Origin of the sequence: Mycobacterium seoulense, from assembly GCF_010731595.1 — a bacterium.
Taxonomy (GTDB): Bacteria; Actinomycetota; Actinomycetes; order Mycobacteriales; family Mycobacteriaceae; genus Mycobacterium; species Mycobacterium seoulense.
Genome location: NZ_AP022582.1, coordinates 4,810,488 through 4,834,911 on the forward strand (window position 1 = coordinate 4,810,488; position 24,424 = coordinate 4,834,911).

Below are 24,424 nucleotides of genomic sequence, written 5' to 3' on the forward strand. Positions count from 1 at the left end.
GATTCTAGGCTCGCCGCGCGCCGGCAATCCCGATCAGCACGGCCGCGGCGGCCACCCAGCAGCACAGCACGAGGCTGGCGGTCGTCGCCCCGGCGCCGGAGAAATACGCCGTCGACCGCAACAGGGTGGCGTTGGCCCCCTGCGGCAGCAGCTGACCCAGCGCGCCCCACCCGGACGGCAGCATCTCCGGGGCGCTCATCAGGCCGGACAGCGGGTTGCCCAGCAGCATGGCCACCGCCACCGCAGCACTCAGGCCGGCCCGGCCGAACAGCGAGCCCAGCGCCAGCGTCGGCAGCGCCATCGCCAGCGTGCCCAGCGTGAGTCCGGCGGCCACGCCCCAGAAATTCTGGTCGACCGACCCCAGCACGTAACGCAGCAGCACGGCGATGGTCACCGCGGCGCTGACCGAAAAGGCCGTCGCCACAGCGCAATTGAGCCAGGGCCGGCGCGGGAACGCCAGCAGCAGCACGATGGCGGGCAGGATTCCGGCCAGGGTGATCGGCAGCGCGGAGGCGGCCAGGCCGGCGCCGCGCGGATCGTCGGCGGGCAACGGGGCGAGGTCTTCGGTGCGCAACGGCGCTCCGGTGCGTTGCGCGACGCGGTCGCCGATCTGCGTCAGCAGTTGGGCGACGGTCGGGCTCGCCCCGGACGCGAGCAGCAGGGTGGGCCCGGTGGGGGTGACCACCAGGCCGCCGTAGCCGTCGCGGTTGCGGATCGCCGACCGCAGCGCGGCCTCGTCCGGGTAGGTGGTCACGGTGAAGCCGCCCGGGGCGGCCGTGTCGAGCTGGCTGTTGATGAGCCCGGTCACCAGGCCGGGTCCCACCAGGCCGATCGGTACGTGGTGTGGCTTGGAGCGTGCCGCCGGTAGCGCGAAGGCGATGCAGATGACGGCGACCGCCACGGTCATCGCCGCGACGAGGCCCGTCGCACGGAACAGGGGCAGCTGCGGGCGGGGGCGCGCGGGCCGGCCGTGCTGGGGGAGCGACTGCGTGATCATGCGCGACAACCCTTTTCATCAGTGGATGAAATATGACGCTCGCGAGCGTAGCCGCGCCGTCCAGTATTTTCAACAATCAATGAAATGATACCGTCGTCGTGTGCCGTCACCTGCCGCTTCCCCCACACGCAAGCGCCGGGGCCGCCGTCAGGGTGAGCCCGTGTCGAAGGACGTGGTGCTCAGGGCGGCCAAACAGCGGTTCGCCGCCCAGGGCTACGAGAAGACGACGCTGCGGCAGGTCGCCGAGGATGCCCACGTGGACGCGGCGATGGTGATCTATTTGTTCGGTTCCAAGGCCGAGCTGTTCCGTGAGTCGATGCGGCTGATCCTGGACGGTGGCGTGCTGGCCGCCGCGATGGGCGACGGCCCGCGCCGGGACATCGGCGCCCGGTTGGTGCGCGCCTACCTGCAGATCTGGGACGAGCCCGAGACCGGTCCGACGATGGTCGCCATGCTGCACTCGGCGATGCTGCACTCCGACGCTCATGAGGCCTTCCGCGACTTCATGCGCGGCTACGTGATGACGGCGATCTCCGGCGTCCTGGGCGAGGGGCCCGACACCTTGCTGCGGGCCAACCTGGCCGGCACCAACCTGGTCGGCACCGCGTTGTTCCGCTACGTGATGAAGGTGGGTCCGCTGGCCGAGCTCGGCACCGACGAGGTGGTCGGGCTGATCGCCCCCAGCGTGCAGCGCTACCTCACCGCGGACGCGGACGAGCTCGGCCTGCCGAAGTCGTATCGCGCCTGACCGGCTCAGCCCTGCCCGACGGTGTTGGCCGTTCCGGCGTTGACGACCTTCGGTGAGCCCCAGTGGTAGGTGATCGCGTTGCCGGTTCCGGACGTGCTCACCGCGTCCGTGCTGTCGACCGCCACCCGGTTGCCGTGCCCCGAGACGCTCAGGCTGGTGCAGTGGCCGGTGACTTTCACCGTGTTCGTCTGGCCGCTGACCGACAGGTAGCCGCCGTGGCAGCCGATGGTTTTCGTCGTGCCGGTCCCGCTGACCTGCAACGTGCCCGACTCCGGGACGGCCGCCGAGGCGCCCCCGCCGGCGAGATCGGCGCGGAATCCGGCCACGGCAAGTCCCGCCAGCGCCACCGCGCCGACCACCGTGGCCAGCCTGAAGGCCCCGGGAACGCGGCGCGCGGGGGCCCGGTTCTGGTGCCGCTCCGTCTCTGTCATCGCTTCGGGGGTACCCCGTGCGCCAGCTCGGCCAAAACTCGTTAGAGTTGAGCGGAACACACTCAACCTTGACGGCGTTGAACATCGCGACAAGCATTTGGTACTACTCGAACGGAGGCGTCGTGGACTCTTTCAACCCGACAACCAAGACGCAAGCGGCGCTGACCTCGGCGCTCCAGGCGGCCTCGGCCGCCGGTAATCCCGAGATCCGGCCCGCGCATCTGCTGATGGCCCTGCTGACGCAGGCCGACGGGATCGCGGGACCGCTGCTGGAGGCTGTCGGCGTCCAGCCCGCGACCATTCGCACCGAGGCGGAGCGCCTCGTCGAACGGCTGCCCCAGGCCAGCGGCGCCAGCTCGCAACCGCAGCTGTCGCGCGAATCGCTGGCCGCCATCACCACCGCCCAGCAACTGGCCACCGAGATGGACGACGAGTACGTCTCGACCGAGCACCTGCTGGTCGGCCTGGCCACCGGCGATTCCGACGTCGCCAAGCTGTTGACCGGTCACGGCGCGTCGCCGCAGGCCCTGCGCGAGGGTTTCGTCAAGGTGCGCGGCAGCGCCCGGGTCACCAGCCCGGAGCCGGAGGCCACCTACCAGGCGCTGGAGAAGTACTCGACCGACCTGACCGCCCGCGCCCGGGAAGGCAAGCTCGACCCGGTCATCGGCCGGGACAACGAGATCCGGCGCGTCGTGCAGGTGTTGAGCCGCCGCACCAAGAACAACCCGGTGCTGATCGGCGAGCCCGGCGTCGGCAAGACCGCGATCGTCGAGGGCCTGGCCCAGCGCATCGTGGCCGGCGACGTGCCGGAAAGCCTGCGCGACAAGACCGTCATCAGCCTGGACCTCGGCTCGATGGTCGCCGGCGCCAAGTACCGCGGCGAGTTCGAGGAGCGGCTGAAGGCCGTCCTCGACGACATCAAGAACTCCGCCGGCCAGATCATCACGTTCATCGACGAGCTGCACACCATCGTCGGCGCCGGCGCGACCGGCGAGGGCGCGATGGACGCCGGCAACATGATCAAGCCGATGCTGGCCCGCGGCGAGCTGCGGCTCGTCGGCGCCACCACGCTCGACGAGTACCGCAAGTACATCGAGAAGGACGCCGCGCTGGAGCGGCGCTTCCAGCAGGTGCTGGTCGGCGAGCCGTCGGTGGAGGACACCGTCGGCATCCTGCGCGGGCTGAAGGACCGCTACGAGGTGCACCACGGTGTGCGCATCACCGACTCGGCCCTGGTCGCGGCGGCGACGCTGTCCGACCGCTACATCACCGCCCGCTTCCTGCCGGACAAGGCCATCGACCTGGTCGACGAGGCCGCCAGCCGGCTGAAGATGGAGATCGACTCGCGGCCCGTCGAGATCGACGAGGTCGAGCGCCTGGTGCGCCGCCTCGAGATCGAGGAGATGGCGCTGGCCAAGGAGGAGGACGAGGCGTCCAAGGAGCGGCTGGAGAAGCTGCGCTCCGAGCTGGCCGACCAGAAGGAGAAGCTGGCCGAGCTGACCACCCGCTGGCAGAACGAGAAGAGCGCGATCGACGTGGTCCGCGACCTCAAGGAGCAGCTGGAGGCGTTGCGCGGGGAGTCCGAGCGCGCCGAGCGCGACGGCGACCTGGCCAAGGCCGCCGAGCTGCGCTACGGCCGCATCCCCGAGGTGGAGAAGAAGCTCGACGCCGCCCTGCCGCACGCCGAGGCGCGCGAGAACGTGATGCTCAAGGAGGAGGTCGGGCCCGACGACATCGCCGACGTGGTGTCGGCGTGGACCGGCATCCCCGCCGGCCGGATGCTCGAGGGCGAGACGGCCAAGCTGCTGCGCATGGAGGACGAGCTGGGCAAGCGCGTCATCGGCCAGAAGAAGGCGGTGACGGCGGTGTCCGACGCGGTGCGCCGCAGCCGGGCCGGCGTCGCCGACCCCAACCGGCCGACCGGGTCGTTCATGTTCCTCGGGCCCACCGGTGTGGGTAAGACGGAGCTGGCCAAGGCGCTGGCGGAGTTCCTGTTCGACGACGAGCGCGCGATGGTGCGCATCGACATGAGCGAGTACGGCGAGAAGCACTCCGTCGCCCGCCTGGTCGGCGCTCCCCCGGGCTACATCGGCTACGACCAGGGCGGTCAGCTGACCGAGGCGGTGCGGCGGCGTCCGTACACGGTGATCCTGTTCGACGAGATCGAGAAGGCGCACCCGGACGTGTTCGACGTGCTGCTGCAGGTGCTCGACGAGGGCCGGCTCACCGACGGGCAGGGCCGCACGGTCGACTTCCGCAACACCATCCTGATCCTGACGTCCAACCTCGGGTCGGGTGGCAGCGAGGAGCAGGTGATGGCCGCGGTGCGCTCGGCGTTCAAGCCCGAGTTCATCAACCGGCTCGACGACGTCATCATCTTCCACGGCCTCGAGCCCGGTGAGCTGGTGCAGATCGTCGACATCCAGCTGGCCCAGCTGCAGAAGCGGCTGGCGCAGCGCCGCCTCACGCTGGAGGTGTCGCTGCCGGCCAAGCAGTGGCTGGCGCAGCGCGGGTTCGACCCCGTCTACGGCGCGCGGCCGCTGCGCCGGCTGGTGCAGCAGGCCATCGGCGACCAGCTGGCCAAGCAGCTGCTCGCCGGCGACGTGCACGACGGTGACACCGTCCCGGTGAACGTCAGCCCGGACGGCGACTCGCTGATCCTGGGCTAGGGGTGAGCGCGGCCCGAGTGTGAATGCTGGGCTTTGAGTGTGAGCGCAGGGCGGGAAAATCGCGAAAGTCCCGCCGCCGGCTCACACTCAAGGCCGTCAGCGCACACGGCCGCGGGGGGCCGGGCCTCAGCGGCACCCGATTCGTCCTGTAATTGGGTTGTGACCAGCCGGACTTCTTTATTCCGGCGCAATTGCAGATACCCTGTGTGGGATGGTCCCCCTTTGGTTCACGCTCTCCGCGCTGTGCTTCGTCGGCGCGGGCGTGTTGCTGTACGTCGACCTCGATCGACGCCGCGGCCGCAGCAGGCGCCGCAAATCATGGGCGCGGTCACACGGATTCGACTACGAGCGTGAATCGGCCGACATCCTCAAGCGCTGGAAGCGCGGGGTGATCTCGACGGTGGGCGACATCGCCGCCGAGAACGTCGTGCTGGGTCAGATCCGCGGCGAGGCGGTGTACATCTTCGACCTCGAGGAGGTCGCCACCGTGATCGCGCTGCACCGCAAGGTGGGCACGAACGTGGTGGTGGATCTGCGGCTCAAGGGGCTCAAAGAGCCACGGGAAAGCGACATCTGGCTGCTCGGCGCGATCGGCCCGCGGATGGTGTACTCCACCAACCTGGACGCCGCCCGGCGGGCCTGCGACCGCCGCATGGTCACCTTCGCGCACACCGCGCCGGACTGCGCCGAGATCATGTGGAACGAGCAGAACTGGACGCTGGTCGCCCTGCCCATCACCAGCACCCGCACCCAGTGGGACGAGGGGCTGCGCACCGTGCGGCAGTTCAACGACCTGTTGCGGGTGCTGCCGCCGCTGCCGGAGGAGACCCAGCAGGAGGCGGGCGCGCCCGCGGGGCTGCGCAGCGCGTCGCCCAGCCGACCGCTGGCGCCCGCGGGCCGCGCGGAGTTGCCGCCCCGGCGCGCGCAGCAGGACGTCGGTGGGCTGCTCGGTGATGCGTCCGCCCGCCGGCCGGCCGAGCCGATCCGCCGGGAGCAGCGCGGCCCGGACGCCGTTCGCCGTCAGCCGCCGGCCGGCCGCAACGGCCACCAGGCCACCAACTATCAGCGCTGACGGCGCGCCGGGCGCCGGGTGGGCGGCGCGGCCGCCGTCATTAGGATGTCGCTCATGCCTCGTCCCGTCGCCCTGATCACCGGCCCCACGTCCGGGATCGGCGCCGGCTACGCGCGACACTTCGCCTCCGACGGCTACGACCTGGTCCTGGTCGCCCGCGACGCGGACCGGTTGACGCAGCTGGCGGGTGAACTGGAAGGCCGGGCCGGCGACGTCGAGGTGCTGCCGGCCGACCTGGCCGATGCCGCCGGTCGCGACAAGGTCTGCGAACGCCTGGCCCGGGGAGTCCGGGTGCTGGTGAACAACGCCGGCTTCGGCACCTCCGGCGACTTCTGGGCCACCGACCCCGCGCTGCTGCAGTCTCAGCTGGACGTCAACGTCACCGCGGTCATGCACCTGACCCGGGCCGCCCTGCCGGCCATGCTCGACGCCGGGGCCGGCACCGTCGTCAACATCGCCAGCGTCGCCGGGCTGGTGCCAGGGCGCGGATCCACGTATTCGGCGTCCAAGGCGTGGGTGATCTCGTTCAGCGAGGGCCTGGCCGTCGGCCTGCAGGGCACCGGCGTGGGCGTGCACGCCGTGTGTCCGGGCTACGTGCACACCGAATTTCACGCCCGGGCCGGCATCGACATGGCCAAGTCGCCGTCGTTCATGTGGCTCGAGGTGGACGACGTGGTGAACCAGAGCCTGGCCGACATCGCCCGGGGCAAGGTGATCAGCATCCCGGGCCTGCAATACAAGGCGATCATCGCCGCCGAGCGGATGATCCCGCGGACCGTGATGCGGGCGGTCACGAAGCGGATCGGCGGTGGCCGTGGCCGGACCTGAGTCGCCGGCATCCGCGCGCGAGGAGCTGGCCGAGCTGGTGCGCCGGCTGTCGGTGGTGCACGGCCGGGTGACCCTGTCGTCGGGCCAGGAGGCCGACTACTACGTCGACCTGCGCCGCGCCACCCTGCACCACCGGGCCTCGGCCTTGATCGGCACGCTGGTGCGCGAACTCACCCGCGACTGGGACTACGCCGTGGTCGGCGGGCTGACCCTGGGCGCCGACCCGGTCGCCACCGCCGTGATGCATGCGCCGGGGCGCCCGATCGACGCGTTCGTCGTGCGCAAATCCGCGAAAACCCATGGGCTGCAACGCCTTATCGAGGGATCCGAGGTTGCCGGTAAGCGGGCGCTGGTGGTCGAGGACACCAGCACCACGGGCAACTCGGCGCTGACGGCGGTGCGCGCCGTGCAAGAGGCCGGCGGGCAGGTGGTCGGCGTGGCCACGGTCGTCGACCGTGCCACCGGCGCCGCCGAGGCCATCGAGGCCGAGGGGCTGCCGTACCGCAGCGTGCTGGGCCTCGCCGACCTGGGGTTGGGCTAGTTGCGTTGCCGCGCAATCCTTCTCGCGGTAGCCGTCTGCCTGCTGGCCTGCCTGACGGGTTGCTCGGGCTCGAGCCACCCCGTGCGCCCCTACGGCGCGCAGGGGGCGTGGTTCGGGGAATCGCTTTCCCTGCTGGGCTGGAACATGTCGGTGTCGAACCTGCGCTGGGCCGACGACTACGTGCTCATCGATGTCGACGCCTCCGCGGCCGATCCGCACGCGCCGCACGCCAAGCCCGAGGACATCCGGTTCGGGCTCTACGGCGCGCTGTCGCACCCGATCGAGGCGACCGGGCTGGGCAGCTGTGACCGCCCGACGGCGAAGCCGCCCGACGTCCACTCGGCGCTGTCGGCGCCGGGTGACCGGCTCACCGGCACGGTTTGCCTTGGGCCGCTGAAGGATCGGAGCCAGGTCCGCGGTGTGTACGGCTACTCGCCGCGCGACCGGATTCCGAACACGTCGGCGGCCTACCCGGCCGCGTTCCCCGTGGGGCTGATGCCCACCAACGCCAACGACACCGGCCTGGCGGTGAAGACCACCAGCCTGTCGGCCTGGCGCGCCGACGGCGCCCCGATGACCAAGGCGCAGCTCGGCGATCCCGCGGCGTTCAACGGGACCGGCTACATGCTGCTGGGCCTGGAAGCCGACGGGATCGCGGCGCGGTACCGCGACGACTCGGCCCAGCGCGGCGGGCCGCTGATGCTGCTGGCGTCGCCGACCCTGCCCGGCGCCGGGCTGAACCCGGCTTGCGCGGCGTACGGGTCGTCGGTGCTGATCCTGCCCGACGCCTCGCTGGACGCGGTCCACGTGAGCGCGTCGCTGTGCACCCAGGGCGAGATCAACGAGGCGCTGCTCTACGCGACGGTGGCGGTCGACGGCACGCACGCCGGCGTGTGGACGCCGCGATGACCGGCCCGGGGCCGACCGAGTGGGCCGCGCCGGCCGGCGGGGTGGGGCCCTGGGCGGGCGAGCCGCCCGACGACCCACGGTATGACCCGGTCCTGTTGCGCGAGGGCGACACTCGCAACGTCGTCGACGCCTACCGGTACTGGACGCGGGAGGCGATCATCGCCGACATCGACCGGCGCCGGCACCCGCTGCACGTGGCGATCGAGAACTTCGGGCACGACGCCAACATCGGCTCGGTGGTGCGCACCGCCAACGCCTTCGCCGTGCACACCGTGCACATCGTGGGCCGGCGGCGCTGGAACCGCCGGGGCGCCATGGTGACCGACCGTTATCAGCGGCTGTGCCACCACGACAGCACCCCCGAGCTGCTCGGCTTCGCGGCCGGCGCCGGGCTGGCGGTGGTCGCGGTGGACAACGTCCCGGGGGCGACGCGCCTCGAGGAGACCGCGCTGCCGCGGGAGTGTCTGCTGGTGTTCGGGCAGGAGGGCCCGGGCATCACCGACGACCTGCGGGCGGGCGCGGCGATGACGGTGTCGATCGCCCAGTTCGGCTCGACCCGCAGCATCAACGCCGGCGTGGCCGCCGGGATCGCGATGCACGCCTGGGTTCGGCGGCACGCCAACCTGTCTGACGCCTGGTAGGCGCCCGGTTGGCGTCGAGTGTGCGCTGAGGGCGTCGATTCTCGGCGTGTCGCCGCCATGCGCGCACACTCAAGGCCAACGATTCACACGCGGAAACCCGTTCAGCTCCACAGTGTCACGTGCACCTTCGGGCGAAACCGGGTCACGCCCACGCCGGACCCGCGGATCATCGCCTGCGTGCAGCGCGGGGTGGTGATGAAGCGGACCAACTCGGAGACGGCCGGCTGACGGGCCGAGGGCGCCAGCGTCGCCGCGCACCACTCGCCCGACCGGTCCAGCCCGGGACCGTGCACATGCGTCAGGCGCCCGCCGGCCAGGTCCTTGGCAACCGCGAAGCCGATGGTCAACGTGGCCCCGCCGACCCGCTGCACCTCCTCGAGGGCGGCCGCGTCGCTCTGAAAAATCCGCTGCTGTGACTCCGGGATCGCCAAGTCGCGCAACATGGTTGCGATCTCGCCGTCCACTCCGCCCGCCGACGGGCCCAGCATCCACTGTTGCTGACGCAGCAATGCCGGCGTCGGAACACCAACGGCCAGCGGGCTTTTGGGTGCCGCGACGGCGATGATCTGATACTTCAGGAACGGCCGCACGAACAGCGCGTCGTCCGCGTCGATCGAACTCTCGCTGGCCGGGCCGATCGCGATGTCCACGGCGCGCGAGCAGATCAGGTCACGAAACCGGCTCGTCGGATGCACGCTCAACTCGACCGACAGGTCATCTGCCCGCGACGAGAAGAGCTCGATCAGCCCGGGCGCGGCGTGTTCGGCGAACGCGGTGGACGCGGCGATCCGCAGCAACCGGCGCCCGTGGGCGGCCTCGGTGACTTCGATGGCGGTTTGCTGTTGCAGACCCAGGATTTCGACCGCGCGGCTGGCCAGTCGCAGCCCCCCGGGGGTAAACGCCAACCCGGCGCCGGTCCGGGTGAACAACGGGTCGTCGAGCTCCTTGCGCAGCGCCGTCACGAGCATCGAGACGCCGGCGTCGGAAACACCCAGCTCCGCGGCCGCTGCCCGCACCGAGCCGAGGCGAACCACCGCGGAAAAGGCCCGAAGTTGAGCCGGGGTCATGGAGTCAGCCTAATTTAAAAGGGTGCGTGACGTGCTTGCCCAGCTGATGTCGATCTGGCGCGCCGGCGACACCGCGGGCCTCGCGACGGTGGTGCGCACCTTCCGGTCCGCGCCGCGCGCGCCGGGAGCCGCGATGGTGGTCGCGCCGGACGGCTCGGTCAGCGGGTCGGTGTCGGGCGGCTGCGTGGAAGGCGCGGTCTACGACCTCGCCACCGAGGCGGCGCAGACCGGGGCGCCGCGGCTGCAACGGTACGGGGTCAGCGACGACGACGCGTTCGCGGTCGGCCTGACGTGCGGCGGCGTCATCGACGTGTTCGTCGAGCCGGTTTCGCGCGCGTCGTTCCCCGACCTCGGCGCGGTGGCCGACGACATCGCCGAGCGCCGCGCGGTGGCGACCGCGACCGTCATCGCCCACCCGGATCCGGCCTGGATCGGCCGGCGGGTCGTCATCCGGCCCGACGGGATGGCGGGGTCACTGGGGTCGGCGCGAGCCGACGCCGCGGTCGCCGACGATGCCCGCGGCCTCCTTGCGCTCGGCCGCAGCGAGGTGCTCGAGTACGGGCCCGACGGGCAGCGGCTCGGCGACGGCATGGAGGTCTTCGTGTCCAGCTATGCGCCACCGCCGCGGATGCTGGTGTTCGGTGCCATCGACTTCGCGGCCGCGCTGGCGCGCCAGGGCTCGTTCCTGGGCTACCGCGTCACCGTGTGCGACGCCCGTGCGGTGTTCGCCACCCGGGCGCGCTTCCCCACGGCCGACGACGTCGTCGTCGACTGGCCCCACCGCTATCTCGCCGCCCAGGCCGAGGCGGGCGCCGTCGACCGCCACACGGTGATCTGCGTGCTCACCCACGACCCGAAGTTCGACGTGCCGGTGCTCGAGGTGGCGCTGCGGCTGCCCCAGGTCGGCTACGTCGGCGCCATGGGGTCGCGCCGCACCCACGACGACCGCCTGGCCCGGCTCAAGGCCGCCGGCCTGTCCGACGCCGAGCTGAGCCGGCTGTCCAGCCCCATCGGGCTGGACCTCGGCGCGCGCACCCCGGAGGAGACCGCCGTCTCGATTGCCGCCGACATCATCGCTAGGCGCTGGGGCGGCGGGGGCAGGCCCCTGGCCCAGATCGTCGGGCGAATCCACCACGACGCCGAGGTAGCGGGCGGCTTCCCGGCGAGTTCAGGGATTGCTTAACTCGCTATTGACGCCCCTGTCAGGGCGGCTGACACTGTGGCGCATGCAAGTACCCGGACCCTTCGAATACGAACGCGCGACCAGCGTCGACCACGCCATCGGACTGCTGGATCGGTTAGGGGAGGGGGCGCGCGTCGTCGCCGGCGGGCACAGCCTGCTGCCGATGATGAAACTGCGCATCGCCAACCCCGAATACCTGGTGGACATCAACGATCTCGCGCTCGAGCTCGGATACGTGATCACCGATCCGACGCTGGTGCGCATCGGCGCGATGACGCGGCACCGGGAGATCCTGGAGTCCGACACCCTGGCCGCGGTCTGCCCGATCTTCCGGGACGCCGAGCGCGTGATCGCCGACCCGGTGGTGCGCAACCGCGGCACCCTCGGCGGTTCGCTGTGCCAGGCGGACCCGGCCGAGGATCTGTCGACGGTGTGCACGGTGCTGGACGCGGTGTGCCTGGCCCGGGGACCGTCCGGTGAACGCGAGATCGCGATCGACGACTTCCTTGCCGGCCCGTACGAGACCACGCTGGCCCGCAACGAGATCCTCATCGAGGTCCGGATACCGTTGCGGCACAACAGCTCCAGCGCATATGCGAAGGTGGAGCGTCGGGTGGGCGACTGGGCGGTCACGGCCGCGGGGGCGGCCATCACCCTGGACGGCGACCAGATCGCCGCCGCGCGGGTCGACCTGACGGCGGTGAATCCCGATCCCGGCGGCCTGGCCGAGCTGTCGGCCGCGTTGGTCGGCCAGCCGGCCACCGAGAGCGTCTTCGCCGACGCGGGGCGGCGCGCCGCGCAGGCCTGCGACCCGGTCACCGATGTCCGCGGCAGCGCCGAATACAAGCGCCACCTGGCCTCCGAACTGACCATCCGCACGCTTCGCACTGCGGCCGAGCGCGTCCGCGAACAAGGGGGTAACTGATCATGCAAGTCAATATGACCGTCAACGGCGAGCAGGTGACCGCCGAGGTCGAGCCCCGGACGCTGCTCGTCCACTTCCTGCGGGATCAGTTGCGGCTCACCGGAACGCACTGGGGTTGCGACACCAGCAACTGCGGGACATGCGTTGTCGACGTGGACGGCGTGCCGGTGAAGTCCTGCACGATGCTCGCCGTGATGGCGTCCGGCCACAGCATCCGGACCGTCGAAGGGTTGGCGGTTGACGGCCGGCTCGACCCGGTGCAGGAAGGCTTCATGCGCTGCCACGGGTTGCAGTGCGGCTTTTGCACGCCGGGAATGATGATCACCGCCCGTGCGCTGCTCGACCGCGATCCCGACCCCGACGAGCAGACCATCCGCGAGGCGATATCCGGGCAGATCTGCCGGTGCACCGGATACACCACGATCGTGCGCTCCATCCAGTGGGCCGCACAGCACAGCTCCGCGGAGGCCACGTCATGACCACCATCGAGTCCCGGCCGCCGTCCCCCGAAGACACCGCCGACAACGACCAAAAGCCCTGCGGCCACGGCCGGATGCTGCGCAAGGAGGACCCCCGCTTCATCCGCGGCCGCGGCACCTACGTCGACGACGTCGCGTTGCCGGGCATGCTGCACCTGGCCATCCTGCGCTCGCCGTACGCGCACGCCCGCATCGCGAGCATCGACGTGACCGCGGCCATGGCGCATCCGAAGGTCAAGGCGGTCGTGACGGGCGCGGACCTGGCCGAGAAGGGCCTGGCCTGGATGCCCACGCTGTCCAATGACGTGCAGGCGGTGCTGGCCACCGACAAGGTCCGCTTTCAGGGGCAGGAGGTCGCGTTCGTCGTTGCCGAGGACCGGTATTCGGCGCGCGACGCGCTCGAACTGATCGACGTCGACTACGACCCGTTGGACCCGGTGGTCGACGTGCGCACCGCGCTGGACGCGTCCGCGCCGGTCATCCGCACCGACCTCGACGGCAAGACCGACAACCACATCTTCGACTGGGAGACCGGCGACGCCGCCGCCACCGAGGCGGCGTTCGCGCGCGCCGACGTGGTGGTCAAGCAGGAGATCGTGTACCCGCGGGTGCACCCGGCGCCGATGGAGACCTGCGGTGCCGTCGCCGATTTGGACCCGGTCACCGGCAAGCTGACGCTGTGGACCACCTCGCAGGCGCCACACGCCCACCGCACCCTGTACGCGTTGGTCGCCGGCCTGCCCGAACACAAGATCCGGGTGATCTCGCCGGACATCGGCGGCGGCTTCGGCAACAAGGTGCCGATCTATCCCGGCTACGTGTGCGCGATCGTCGGCTCGCTGCTGCTGGGCAAGCCGGTCAAGTGGATGGAGGACCGCAGCGAGAACCTGACGTCCACCAGCTTCGCCCGCGACTACATCATGGTCGGCGAGATCGCGGCCACCCAGGACGGGAAGATCCTGGCGCTGCGGTCCAACGTGCTCGCCGACCACGGCGCGTTCAACGGTCAGGCGGCGCCGACGAAATACCCGGCCGGCTTCTTCGGGGTGTTCACCGGCAGCTATGACCTGGAGGCCGCCTACTGCCACATGACCGCGGTGTACACCAACAAGGCGCCCGGCGGGGTGGCCTACGCGTGCTCGTTCCGCATCACCGAGGCGGTGTACTTCGTCGAGCGACTGGTGGACTGCCTGGCCTTCGAGCTCAAGATGGACCCGGCCGAGCTGCGGCTGCGGAACCTGTTGCGGCCCGACCAGTTTCCGTACACCACCAAGACCGGCTGGACCTACGACTCGGGTGACTACGAGGCCACCATGCGCAAGGCCATGGACATGATCGGCTACGACGCGTTGCGCGCCGAGCAGAAGGAGCGGCGCGAGCGCGGTGAGCTGATGGGCATCGGCATGGCCTTCTTCACCGAGGCCGTCGGCGCCGGCCCCCGCAAGGACATGGACATCCTCGGCCTGGGCATGGCCGACGGGTGCGAGCTGCGCGTGCACCCCACCGGCAAAGCCGTTGTGCGGCTGTCGGTCCAGAGCCAGGGTCAGGGGCACGAGACGACGTTCGCGCAGATCGTCGCCGAGGAGCTGGGCATCCCGCCCGACGACATCGACGTGGTGCACGGCGACACCGACCAGACCCCGTTCGGTCTGGGCACCTACGGCAGCCGATCCACCCCGGTCTCCGGCGCGGCGGCGGCGCTGGTGGCCCGCAAGGTGCGCGACAAGGCGCAGATCATCGCCTCGGGGATGCTCGAGGTGTCGGTCGCCGACCTGGAATGGGAGAAGGGCTCTTTCCACGTCAAGGGTGACCCGTCGGCGTCGGTGACGATCCAGGACATCGCGATGCGTGCGCACGGGGCAGGTGACCTGCCCGAGGGCATCGAGGGCGGCCTGGACGCCGAGGTGTGCTACAACCCGTCGAACCTGACCTACCCGTACGGGGCGTATTTCTGTGTGGTGGACGTCGATCCCGGCACCGCGGTGGTCAAGGTGCGGCGCTTCCTGGCCGTCGACGACTGCGGTACCCGGATCAACCCGATGATCATCGAGGGCCAGGTACACGGCGGCATCGTCGACGGCATCGGGATGGCGCTGATGGAGATGATCGCGTTCGACGAGGACGGCAACTGCCTGGGCGGCTCGTTGATGGACTACCTGATCCCGACGGCCATGGAGGTGCCGCACCTGGAGACCGGTTTCACCGTGACGCCGTCGCCGCACCACCCGATCGGCGCCAAGGGTATCGGCGAGTCGGCCACCGTCGGGTCGCCGCCCGCGGTGGTCAACGCGGTGGTGGATGCGTTGGCGCCGTTCGGGGTCCGCCACGCCGACATGCCGCTGACCCCGTCGCGGGTGTGGGAGGCGATGCAGGGCAGAGCGAGGCCACCGATTTGAGCACGGTCAGCGAACGGGCCCAGCAACTACTGGCCGCGCGCACACCCTTCGTGCGCGCGACGGTGGTGCGCGCCCAGCCGCCCGCCTCGGCGTACCCCGGCGACGAGGCGATCCTGTTGGCCGACGGCACCATCGAGGGCTTCGTCGGCGGCCAGTGCGCGCAGAACTCCGTCCGCAAAGCCGCGCTGGGCGCACTGCAAGCAGGCGAAAGCGTGCTGCTGCGAGTGCTTCCCGACGGCGACGTCCACTTTCCCGAGGCGCCCGGCGCCTGCGTCGTCGTCAACCCGTGCCTGTCCGGCGGGTCGCTGGAGATATTCCTGACGCCGCAGCTGCCGCCGCCGATGATCCGGATCCACGGTGAGACGCCGATCGCCGACTCCCTGGCCCAGATCTGCGGCGTGCTCGGTTACGAAGTCCGCCGCGACGCCGACATGTCCGACACCGCCGCCTCGCCCACCGCCATCGTGATCGCCAGCCACGGCGGCCCGGAAGCCGAAATCATCCGCGCCGCACTGGACACCGGCGTCGGCTACATCGGCCTGGTCGCCAGCAGGGTTCGCGGCGCGTCGGTTGTGGACGCGCTCGACCTGTCCGACGTCGAGCGGGCCCGCATCCACACCCCGGTGGGATTGCGCATCGGGGCCAAGACTCCCGCGGAGATCGCCGTGTCGATCGCCGCCGAACTGATCGCGGCCGTGCGCGACGGCAGCCTCCTGCGCTCCGCCGGCCCGGTGAACGGCGCCCCCGACGAGGCGGTCGACCCCGTCTGCGGCATGACCGTGCCGATCGGCCCCGCCGCCGAGCACTTGCGGCTGGCCGGCACCGACTACTGGTTCTGCGGCCCGGGCTGCCGCACGGCGTTCGCGGGGAAAGCCGGCGCATGACGCCGGCGGTGTTCAGCGACGTCGACGACGTGATCGCCCGGTTCGACGCGCGGGACTACCTGCTCGACGCTGGGACCGCGTCCGCGATCTACCTGGCGGTCACGCTGGGCCGGCCCCTGCTGCTGGAAGGCGAGCCGGGCGTCGGCAAGACCACCGCCGCGAAAACTCTTGCGGACGTGCTGAATACGCCGCTGGTCAGGCTGCAATGCTATGAAGGGCTGACCGCCGCCGAGGCGCTCTACGACTGGAACTACCAACGCCAGCTGCTGTCCATCCGGCTGGCCGAAGCCCAGCGGACCCAGATCGCCGAGGCCGACCTGTACACCGAGGCCTACCTGGTCGACCGGCCGATCCTGCGGTGCGTGCGGCACCGCGGGCCCACCCCGCCGGTGTTGCTGATCGACGAGATCGATCGGGCCGACGACGAATTCGAGGCGCTGCTGCTGGAGTTCCTCGGCGAATCCGCCGTCACCGTGCCCGAGCTGGGCACCTTCGTCGCGCAGCGCCCGCCCGTCGCGGTGCTCACCTCCAACCGGAGCCGTGACCTGCACGACGCGCTGCGCCGCCGCTGCCTGTACCACTGGATCGACTACCCGGAGGCTTCGCGGGCGGCCGCGATCGTGCGGCGGACCGTGCCGGGCGCCGCGGCCCCGCTGATCGAGCACGTCACCCAATTCGTCGGTATGGCAAGGAATCTCGATCTGGACAAGCCGCCGGGCGTGGCCGAGACGATCGACTGGGTCGCCGCCCTGGTGGCGCTCGGCGTCGCCGACCTGGTCGATCCGGCGGCGCTGGTCAGCCTGGGGGCGCTGGCCAAGACCCCCGACGACCGTACGCTGATTCGCGACGCGTTCATCGAATACAGCCGCACCTGAGAGGACCACGGGATGAAGATCGCCAACCAGTTCACCGTCAGCGCGCCCATCGACCAGGCGTGGGACGTGCTGTGCGACCTGGAACAGGTGATCCCGCTGATGCCGGGCGCGCAGCTCACCGGCCACGAGGGCGAGGACTACTCCGGCAAGGTGAAGGTCAAGGTGGGGCCGGTCACCAGCGAATTCAGCGGCAAGGTGCGTTTCGTCGAGCAGGACCGCGGCCAGTACCGCGCCGTCATCGACGCCAAGGGCAAGGAGACGCGCGGCACCGGCAACGCGGCCGCGACGGTCACCGCCCAGCTGCAGGCCGACGGCGAGAAGACCAGCGTCACCGTGGACACCGACCTGAAGATCGTCGGCAAGCTGGCCCAGTTCGGCAGCGGCATGCTGCAACAGGTGTCGGAGAAGCTGCTGGGGCAGTTCGTGGACTCGCTCGAGGCCAAGCTCGCCGCCGAATCGGTGGCGGCCCCGGCCACATCCGAGGGACCCCCACAGGTCGGGCGCATCCCGGAGCCGCGCCACGCCGTCACCAGCGCCGAGCCCGAACCCATCGATCTGCTCGAGCTCGCCGGGGGCGACCAGCTCAAGAAATACGCCCCGCTGCTGCTGGCCGTGCTCGCCGGGCTGGTGCTGGGCTGGTTGCTCGGCCGGAGGCGTTAGCGCCTCGTGGGCTCCCCTGTGCTGTTGCGGGGCGTCGACCTGGCGGCGTTCGCGGCGGCACTGGTCGCCCGGCTGCGCGACGCCGGAGTTCTGGTCTCCGCCAGCGGCCCGGCGAGCTTTGTCCAGGCGCTGCGAAAGCTGTTGCCGGACAACACCACCGCGCTGTATTGGGCGGCCAGGCTGACGCTGGTCAACCGGATGGAGGATCTCGCCACCTTCGACGCGGTCTTCGCGGTGGTCTTCGGCGCCGCCGACCCCGACGGCACCGGCCGCCCCCTCACCCCGCTGCCGCTGCCCGGCCCCAAAGCGCGCGCGGCCGGCGCGCTGCGTCCCGCCGGCAGTGGGTCCGCGTCCGCCCAGAGCCTGCCCTGGGTGACGCGAACGCCGGCCGCCGCGGACGACGCGGCGGGCCCGAGCCTCGCGCTGCCGGATCTGCTGCCCAGCCGGATCGCCGCGCTGGCCGACGAACCGTTCGACCGCTTCGACGCGCAAGACCTCCGCCTGCTCGGCAACTGGCTGGAGGCGACCGTCACGCGCTGGCCGCGGCGGCGCAGCGGGCGATTCGAGCGCAGCCCCGCCGGCAAGCGGATCGACCTGCGGGCGACCATGAACGCGTCGCGCAAGAGCGGCTGGGAGGCGATGGTCCTGGCCCGGACCCGGCCGCGGCTCCGGCCCCGGCGGGTCGTCCTGGCCTGCGATGTGAGCCGTTCGATGCAGCCCTACGCCACGGTATATCTGCATCTGATGCGGGCGGTGTCGCGCCAGCCCGGAACCCACCCCGAGGTTTTCGCCTTCTCGACGTCGCTGACCCGGCTCACCTCGGTGCTGGCGCACCGATCCGCGGAGGTGGCGCTGCAGCGGGCCAACGCCAAGGTCGCCGACCGGTACGGCGGAACGTTCATCGGCCGCAGCCTGAACGGGCTCCTGGCCCCGCCCCACGGCAACGCGCTGCGCGGCGCCGTGCTGATCATCGCCTCGGACGGCTGGGACAGCGATCCCCCCGACGTGCTCGCGCACGCGATGGCCCGGCTGCGGCGCCGCGCCGAGTTACTGGTCTGGCTCAATCCGCGTGCGGCGCAGGGTGATTTCCAGCCGCTGGCCGGCTCGATGGCCGCGGCCCTGCCGTACTGCGATCTATTTCTGCCCGCGCACTCGCTGTCGGAGATACGGCAATTGCTGCTCGCGTTGTGTCTTTGAGGGTGACGCCCGAGCGGCCGAGTTCGCGGGCCCCGGCCACCAGCGCGGCCGCGACCGCCGCCGCCGTCGGGTAGTCCAGGCCGTCGGGCGGATGAATGTTGGAGATGCAGTTGCGGTCGGCGTCGGTGCGCCCCGGCGCGGGCCGATGCGTCAGGTAGATGCCCAGGCTGTCGGCGACCGACAGCCCCGGGCGTTCGCCGATGAGCACGAGAACGGTTGTGACGCCGAGGGCCTGGCCGATGTGGTCGCCGAGCGCGACGCGGGCCTGCGTTGCGATGACCGGCGGCGCTATCCGGTAGCGGCCGTGAAATTCTCCGACCAGCGCGCCGACCATGCCCGCGGCGTGCTCGGTCACGGCCCGCGGCGAGAGCCCGTCGGCGAGGACGATCCCGATGTCCGCCTCGGTGTCCGGCAGGCCCGACAGGTCGGCCGGGCTGCGGCCGAGGTCGGGCCGGCGCAGATACTCCTCGCGCGAGGTCGCCCGGCTGCACACCCGTAGCGGCTCGCCGAGGCCGGCGCCGGCGTCGTGCAGCCGCCGGATCAGGCCGTCGACGTCGAGTGGCTCGTGCACGGCGTCGCGCGCGGCGGCGTGCGCGGCCTGGAATTCCAGGACGCGCGCGGTCGGCAGCGAATTCCCCGCCCGCCCGAGCCCGATGCGGGCCCGGGTGGTGGCCCGCAGCGGCGCCCAGAGGTCGTTCATCAGCCGGCCGCCAGGGCGCGCAGCGGCGACGTCGCGAGGTCGACGGGAAGAATCCGGCCGTCGGCGTCGGCCATGCCCAGGCCGGCCAGCCAGGCCTCGAACTCAGGTGCGGGCCGCAGCCCCAACGCTTTTCGCACGTACAGCGCGTCGTGAAAGGACAGGCTCTGATAGCCGAGCATGATGTCGTCGGCGCCCGGGACGGTGATGACGAACGCGGTGCCCGCCGCGCCCAGCAGGGTGAGCAGCGTGTCCATGTCGTCCTGGTCGGCCTCGGCGTGGTTGGTGTAGCAGACGTCGACGCCCATCGGCAGGCCGAGCAGCTTGCCGCAGAAGTTGTCCTCGAGCCCGGCACGGATGATCTGCTTGCCGTCGTAGAGGTACTCCGGTCCGATGAAGCCGACCACGGTGTCGATCAGCAGCGGCTGCAGCGCCCGGGCGACCGCGTAGGCGCGCGCCTCCAGCGTCTGCTGATCGACCGGCTTGTTCCCCACGCCGAGGTGCGCCCCGGCCGACAGGGCCGCGCCCTGCCCCGTCTCCAGGTACATGACGTTGTCGCCGACGGTGCCGCGGCGCAACGACCGGGCGGCCTCGTTGGCCTCCATCAACATGCCGATGGAGGTCCCGAACGAGGAATTGGCGCCCTCGGTGCCCGCGATCGATTGGAACACCAGGTCGACGGGCGCGCCCCGCTCGATCAGCTCCATGGTCGTCGTGACGTGGCACAGCACGCACGACTGGACCGGAATCGCGAACCGCTGGCGAATGTCGTCGAGCAGGTGCAGCAGGTCCGACGCCGCCTGGGGCGAGTCGGTCGCCGGGTTGACGCCGATCACCGCGTCACCGCAGCCCAGCAACAGGCCGTCGAGCAGCGCCGCGGCGATCCCGCGCGGGTCGTCGGTGGGGTGGTTGGGTTGCAGCCGGGTCGCCAGCGTGCCCGGCAGGCCGATCGTGGTGCGGAAGGCCGCGGTGGCCGTCGCGGCGGCGGCCACCAGGATCAGGTCCTGGTTGCGCATGATCTTGGACACCGCGGCGACCATTTCCGGCGTGAGCCCGGGGGAGACGGCGGCGATCCGCGTCGCGCTGTCGTCGCGGCAGGCCATGTCCAGCAGCCAGTCGCGCAGGCCGCCCACGGTCAGGCCCGCGATCGGGCCGAACGCCTCGCGATCGTGACCGTCGATGATGAGCCGGGTGACCTCGTCGGTCTCGTACGGCACGACCGCCTCGGTGAGGAACGTCTCCAGCGGCATGTCCGCCAGCACCCACGCGGCGGCGGCACGCTCGGCATCGGAGCCGGCGGCGCACCCCGCGAGCTGGTCGCCGGAGCGCAACGGTGTCGCCTTCGCCATCACGTCGACCAGCCCCTCGAAGGCGTGCGTGGTCCCCGAAATGGTTTGCCGGTAGCGCATATATCAGTATGAGGCAGGATCGGCGGTATGGATCAGCTATGGGCCAACCGGGCGGCCAGCTCCGAAGCCGCTGTCGCGCAACGGCACCTGAAACGGCTGTGGGGGCTGCCCGGGACCCAGCTGGGCGTGGTGGCCTGGCCGCCGACGCGGCGGGACTCCTCGTTCGGCACGTGGCACTACTGGTGGCAGGCGCATCTGCTGGATTGCCTGGTCGACGCGCAGCTGCGCGACCCCCGGCCCGACCGGCACACCCGGATCAACCGGCAGGTCCGCTCGCACCGGCTGCGCAACAACTTCCGCTGGACCAACAGCTACTACGACGACATGGCCTGGCTGGCGCTGGCGCTGGAACGCGCCGCCCGGATCGCCGGCGTCGAGCGGCACCGCGCGCTGCCCAAGCTGGCCGAGGAGTTCCTCGACGCGTGGGTGCCCGAGGACGGCGGCGGCATTCCGTGGCGCAAGCAGGACCAGTTCTTCAACGCCCCGGCCAACGGGCCGGCGGCCATCTTCCTGGCCCGCTACGGCGGCCGGATGCGGCGCGCCCAGCAGATGGCCGACTGGATCGACGAGACCCTGATCGACCCGGAGACGCACCTGGTGTTCGACGGCATCAAGGCCGGCTCCCTGGTCCGCGCCCAGTACACCTATTGCCAGGGCGTGGTGCTCGGCCTGGAAACGGAACTCGCGGTCCGCACCCACGACGATCGGCACGCGCCCCGGGTGCACCGGCTGGTCGCGGCCGTCGCCGAGCACATGGCGCCGACGGGCGTGCTGGCCGGCGCCGGCGGCGGGGACGGCGGCCTGTTCTCCGGCGTCACCGCGCGATACCTCGCGCTGGTCGCCACCACCTTGCTGGGCGACTCCGCCGACGACGCCGCGGCCCGCGACACCGCCCGGCGGATCGTGCTGGCCAGCGCGAAATCGGCGTGGGACTACCGGCAAACCGTGGACGGGCTGCCGCTGTTCGGGCCGTTCTGGGACCGAGACGCGCAGCTGCCCACCCAGGCCGGCGGGGAGGCGCAGTCCGTCGACGGGGCGGTGCACAGTTCGGATGTCGCCGAACGGGACCTGTCGGTGCAGCTGTCGGGCTGGATGCTGATGGAGGCCGCCTGTAACGTCACCGCCGTGACGGCAGGGAGCGCGACATGACCGAGCCCGGCGGCTGGATTCCCGACGAGGCCACGCTGGCCCGGGCAAACCTCACCCGCTTCATGGCGTGGCTCGGCCAGACGGGCCGCGGCGACTACGGCGACTACCACGCGCTGTGGCGCAAGTCCGTCGAGGACATCGAATGGTTCTGGGACGCCGTCTGGCACTACTTCGACATCCAGGCGGCCAACCCGCCCCGCGCGGTGCTGGGCAGCCGCGCCATGCCCGGCGCCGAGTGGTTCCCCGGCGCCACGCTCAACTACGCCACCGAGATCTTCCGGCACGCCACCGACGAGCGGCCCGCCATGATCGTCGTCGGCGAGGACGGCGCGTGCGAGTGGTCGTGGGCGCGGCTGCGCCGCGAGACCGGCGCGTTCGCGGCCTACCTACGTGATCTCGGGGTGCGGCCCGGGGACGCCGTCGTCGGGTACCTGCCCAACGTCGCCGAGGCGGCCGTCGCCGCCCTGGCCGCGGCCAGCGTCGGCGCGATCTGGGCGGTGTGCAATCAGGACGTGGCCGTCGACGGCGTGATCGCGCGGCTGGGCCAGGTGGAGCCGGCCGTGCTGGTGGCGACCGACGGCTCGGTCTACGACGGCAAGCGCATCGACCGGCGCGCGGAGCTGGACGCGATCCGGCGTGCGCTGCCCAGCCTGCGGGCCACCGTGGTGGTGCCGCGGCTCGGGCTCGAGACCGGCGGCGAGACAGTGCCGTGGGGTGCGGCGACGCAGTCGGACGCCGAGCTGGAGATCACCGCCGTGCCGTTCGCGCACCCGCTGTGGGTGATGTTCTCGTCCGGCACCACCGGCAAGCCGAAGGGCATCGTGCACGGGCACGGCGGCACCGTGCTCGAGCACCTGAAATACCTGAACCTGCAATTGGAGCTGTACGCCGGCGAACGCTTCCTGTGGTACTCGTCGACCAGCTGGATGATGTGGAACCTGCTGCTGTCCGGGCTGCTGGCCGACACCACGATCGTGCTTTACGACGGCAGCCCAACGCATCTGGGCACCGACGGGCTGTGGCGGGTCGCCGCGGAGGCCGGTGTGAACGTGCTCGGGGCCGGCGCGGGCTACCTGCTCGCCTGCGCCAAGAAGGAGCTCAAGCCCGGGGCGACGTACCCGCTGGACGGGCTGCGCGCCGTGGGTTCCACCGGTTCGCCGTTGCCCGCGTCCGGATTCCGTTGGGTCCAGGAGGGACTCGGCCGGACCGTCCCGGTGATCTCGATGAGCGGCGGCACCGACGTCTGCACCGCGTTCATCGGCGGCTGCGCGATCCTGCCGGTGGTGGCCGGCGAGCTGTCGTGCATCTGCCTGGGGGCGGCCATCGAAGCCTGGACGGGACCGAACCACCCGGTCATCGGGGAAGAGGGCGAGCTGGTGATCACCGAGCCGATGCCCTCGATGCCGGTGTTCTTCTGGAACGACGACGACGGGAGCCGGTACCGGGCCGCCTACTTCGAGAAGTACCCCGGGGTGTGGTGTCACGGCGACTGGATCACCATCACCGACCGGGGATCCGTTGTGGTGCACGGCCGTTCGGACGCGACGCTGAACCGGATGGGCGTGCGGATGGGCAGCGCGGAGATCTACACCGCGGTGGAGGGCCTGCCCGAGGTGGGGGACTGCCTGGTGGTCGGGGTCGAGCAGGACGACGGCGGCTACTGGATGCCGCTGTTCGTGAGCCTGGTGGACGGCGCCGAACTCGACGAGCGGCTGCGGTCCGAGATCGTGGCGGCCATCCGCCGGCACGCCTCCCCGCGCCACGTGCCCGACGACATCCTGGCGGTGCCGGGCATACCGCGGACGCTGACCGGCAAACGGCTGGAGATCCCGATCAAGCGGATCCTGCTGGGCGCGGTGCCGGGCGAGGCGGTGCAGCAGAGTTCGATCGACCGGCCGGAACTGCTAGACGCTTTCGTTGCGTACCGCAGAAGTCGGGTGTCCTGAGCCGGGCTCCTGCTCGGGCTGCTGCGGCCCCCGCCGCCGGCCCCGGTAGCTCCGCCACGCCGCGATGAACGCCGGCATCAGGGAGACCACCAGGATGACCAGCAGGATTTTCTGCAGGTTGTGGTGCACGAATGGCACGTTGCCCAAAAAGTAGCCCGCCAGCGTGACGCCGCCGCCCCACAGGATGCCGCCGACGATGTCGAAGCCCAGGAACACCGGGTAGCGCATGTAGGACACCCCGGCCACCGGCGGCACGAACGTCCGCACGAACGGCGCGAAGCGCGCCAGGATGATCGCCCACGGCCCGTACTTCTCGAAGAAGGCGTGCGACTCGGTCACGTAGTGCTTCTTGAAGAACCGGGAATCTTCCTTCTTGAACAGCGCGGGGCCGATCCGCCGGCCGATGAAGTACCCGGTCTGATCGCCCAGGATCGCCACGGTGGCGACGGCGGGGGCGAGCACCCAGATGCTGGCCGGCGGGTTCGGGTGCGCGGCCAGCAGCCCACCGGTGAACAGCAGCGATTCGCCGGGCAGCAGCGGAAACAGCAGGCCGGTCTCGATGAAGACGATGATCAGGATGCCGGGCAGCACCGCGGACCCGAAGACGCCGTCGGCGCCCAACCAATACATCGGGTCGAAGATGTGGGGCAGGGCCGTCACGGTGGTGCTCACGATGCTTCAACATACCGGTGTTGAGATACTGGACGGGCCAAGTCGCCAG

At 71.1% G+C, this 24,424-nt stretch carries 22 protein-coding genes and 1 pseudogene; 17 read left to right on the forward strand and 6 right to left on the reverse strand.

Translation table 11 applies throughout. From position 1 onward, the window contains the following. Positions 1–4 precede the first annotated feature (4 nt). The gene (locus tag G6N37_RS22275; protein WP_163683570.1) at positions 5–997 is read right to left on the reverse strand and encodes an ABC transporter permease; all 993 of its coding nucleotides are present in this window, start codon (positions 995–997) and stop codon (positions 5–7) included. Between the two features lie 100 nt (positions 998–1,097). Here G6N37_RS22275 and G6N37_RS22280 point away from each other — a divergent pair, with 100 nt between their 5' ends. Further along, on the forward strand, positions 1,098–1,745 hold the full coding sequence (locus G6N37_RS22280) for a TetR/AcrR family transcriptional regulator (protein ID WP_163683571.1): 648 nt from the start codon (positions 1,098–1,100) through the stop codon (positions 1,743–1,745). Positions 1,746–1,750: 5 nt separating this feature from the next. Here the strand turns inward: G6N37_RS22280 and G6N37_RS22285 are convergent, their stop codons facing one another. Continuing rightward, positions 1,751–2,176, reverse strand: a complete 426-nt coding sequence (locus tag G6N37_RS22285; RefSeq protein WP_163683572.1) for a DUF3060 domain-containing protein — start codon at positions 2,174–2,176, stop codon at positions 1,751–1,753. A 122-nt stretch (positions 2,177–2,298) separates the two neighbouring features. On the opposite strand from G6N37_RS22285, the gene clpB reads away from it, so the two are divergent. From clpB to G6N37_RS22315, 6 genes are all read left to right on the forward strand, one after another. Continuing rightward, positions 2,299–4,845: an ATP-dependent chaperone ClpB gene (gene clpB / locus G6N37_RS22290; protein ID WP_163683573.1), complete on the forward strand. Its 2,547-nt coding sequence runs from the start codon at positions 2,299–2,301 to the stop codon at positions 4,843–4,845. Positions 4,846–5,056: 211 nt separating this feature from the next. After that, positions 5,057–5,917: a trehalose monomycolate transport factor TtfA gene (gene ttfA, locus G6N37_RS22295; protein ID WP_163683574.1), complete on the forward strand. Its 861-nt coding sequence runs from the start codon at positions 5,057–5,059 to the stop codon at positions 5,915–5,917. A gap of 54 nt (positions 5,918–5,971) precedes the next feature. Next, positions 5,972–6,745, forward strand: a complete 774-nt coding sequence (locus G6N37_RS22300) for an SDR family NAD(P)-dependent oxidoreductase (RefSeq protein ID WP_163683575.1) — start codon at positions 5,972–5,974, stop codon at positions 6,743–6,745. After that, entirely contained in the window at positions 6,726–7,286 is a 561-nt protein-coding gene (gene pyrE, locus G6N37_RS22305) for an orotate phosphoribosyltransferase (protein ID WP_372514709.1), read from the forward strand. The genes G6N37_RS22300 and pyrE overlap by 20 nt, the downstream gene beginning before the upstream one ends. Before the next feature lie 15 nt (positions 7,287–7,301). Beyond that, a complete protein-coding gene (locus tag G6N37_RS22310) occupies positions 7,302–8,195 on the forward strand; it encodes a hypothetical protein (protein ID WP_174813974.1) in 894 nt (297 codons plus the stop codon). Then, entirely contained in the window at positions 8,192–8,836 is a 645-nt protein-coding gene (locus G6N37_RS22315; RefSeq protein ID WP_174813870.1) for a TrmH family RNA methyltransferase, read from the forward strand. Before G6N37_RS22310 ends, G6N37_RS22315 begins: the two co-directional genes overlap by 4 nt. A 101-nt stretch (positions 8,837–8,937) precedes the next feature. On the opposite strand, the gene G6N37_RS22320 is transcribed toward G6N37_RS22315, so the two are convergent. Then, positions 8,938–9,903: a LysR family transcriptional regulator gene (locus tag G6N37_RS22320; RefSeq protein WP_163683578.1), complete on the reverse strand. Its 966-nt coding sequence runs from the start codon at positions 9,901–9,903 to the stop codon at positions 8,938–8,940. 22 nt (positions 9,904–9,925) lie between these two features. Between G6N37_RS22320 and G6N37_RS22325 the strand changes: the two genes are divergently transcribed. From G6N37_RS22325 to G6N37_RS25960, 8 genes are read left to right on the forward strand one after another with little or no spacing between them, the layout of a single operon-like run. Further along, a complete protein-coding gene (locus G6N37_RS22325; protein ID WP_174813871.1) occupies positions 9,926–11,086 on the forward strand; it encodes an XdhC family protein in 1,161 nt (386 codons plus the stop codon). A 43-nt stretch (positions 11,087–11,129) separates the two neighbouring features. Then, the gene (locus G6N37_RS22330; RefSeq protein ID WP_163683579.1) at positions 11,130–12,011 is read left to right on the forward strand and encodes an FAD binding domain-containing protein; all 882 of its coding nucleotides are present in this window, start codon (positions 11,130–11,132) and stop codon (positions 12,009–12,011) included. Positions 12,012–12,013: 2 nt separating this feature from the next. After that, entirely contained in the window at positions 12,014–12,490 is a 477-nt protein-coding gene (locus tag G6N37_RS22335) for a (2Fe-2S)-binding protein (protein ID WP_163683580.1), read from the forward strand. Further along, complete coding sequence (locus G6N37_RS22340) at positions 12,487–14,886, forward strand: aerobic carbon-monoxide dehydrogenase large subunit (RefSeq protein WP_163683581.1); 2,400 nt, start codon at positions 12,487–12,489, stop codon at positions 14,884–14,886. Before G6N37_RS22335 ends, G6N37_RS22340 begins: the two co-directional genes overlap by 4 nt. Beyond that, positions 14,883–15,770 carry an XdhC family protein gene (locus G6N37_RS22345; RefSeq protein WP_163685387.1) on the forward strand — a complete coding sequence of 296 codons (888 nt, stop codon included), beginning with the start codon at positions 14,883–14,885 and terminating at the stop codon, positions 15,768–15,770. The genes G6N37_RS22340 and G6N37_RS22345 overlap by 4 nt, the downstream gene beginning before the upstream one ends. Further along, positions 15,767–16,645 (forward strand): AAA family ATPase, encoded by an 879-nt coding sequence (locus G6N37_RS22350; protein WP_163683582.1) that lies wholly within the window; start codon positions 15,767–15,769, stop codon positions 16,643–16,645. Before G6N37_RS22345 ends, G6N37_RS22350 begins: the two co-directional genes overlap by 4 nt. A 12-nt stretch (positions 16,646–16,657) precedes the next feature. Next, positions 16,658–17,305: an SRPBCC family protein gene (locus G6N37_RS22355; RefSeq protein WP_163683583.1), complete on the forward strand. Its 648-nt coding sequence runs from the start codon at positions 16,658–16,660 to the stop codon at positions 17,303–17,305. Positions 17,306–17,311: 6 nt separating this feature from the next. Continuing rightward, the gene (locus G6N37_RS25960) at positions 17,312–18,502 is read left to right on the forward strand and encodes a vWA domain-containing protein (protein ID WP_163683584.1); all 1,191 of its coding nucleotides are present in this window, start codon (positions 17,312–17,314) and stop codon (positions 18,500–18,502) included. Here the strand turns inward: G6N37_RS25960 and eutC are convergent. Beyond that, positions 18,462–19,202 (reverse strand): annotated as a pseudogene (gene eutC / locus G6N37_RS22365) (ethanolamine ammonia-lyase subunit EutC); the annotation flags it as partial. The gene G6N37_RS25960 and the pseudogene eutC overlap by 41 nt on opposite strands. Beyond that, complete coding sequence (locus G6N37_RS22370; RefSeq protein WP_163683586.1) at positions 19,202–20,608, reverse strand: ethanolamine ammonia-lyase subunit EutB; 1,407 nt, start codon at positions 20,606–20,608, stop codon at positions 19,202–19,204. The gene G6N37_RS22370 and the pseudogene eutC, both read right to left, overlap by 1 nt. A gap of 27 nt (positions 20,609–20,635) precedes the next feature. Here G6N37_RS22370 and G6N37_RS22375 point away from each other — a divergent pair, with 27 nt between their 5' ends. After that, on the forward strand, positions 20,636–21,757 hold the full coding sequence (locus G6N37_RS22375) for a glycoside hydrolase family 76 protein (protein ID WP_163683587.1): 1,122 nt from the start codon (positions 20,636–20,638) through the stop codon (positions 21,755–21,757). Continuing rightward, the gene (locus G6N37_RS22380) at positions 21,754–23,703 is read left to right on the forward strand and encodes an acetoacetate--CoA ligase (RefSeq protein ID WP_163683588.1); all 1,950 of its coding nucleotides are present in this window, start codon (positions 21,754–21,756) and stop codon (positions 23,701–23,703) included. The genes G6N37_RS22375 and G6N37_RS22380 overlap by 4 nt, the downstream gene beginning before the upstream one ends. Here the strand turns inward: G6N37_RS22380 and G6N37_RS22385 are convergent. Further along, positions 23,662–24,375: a DedA family protein gene (locus tag G6N37_RS22385; protein WP_083173334.1), complete on the reverse strand. Its 714-nt coding sequence runs from the start codon at positions 24,373–24,375 to the stop codon at positions 23,662–23,664. The genes G6N37_RS22380 and G6N37_RS22385 overlap by 42 nt on opposite strands. Positions 24,376–24,424: the final 49 nt, after the last annotated feature.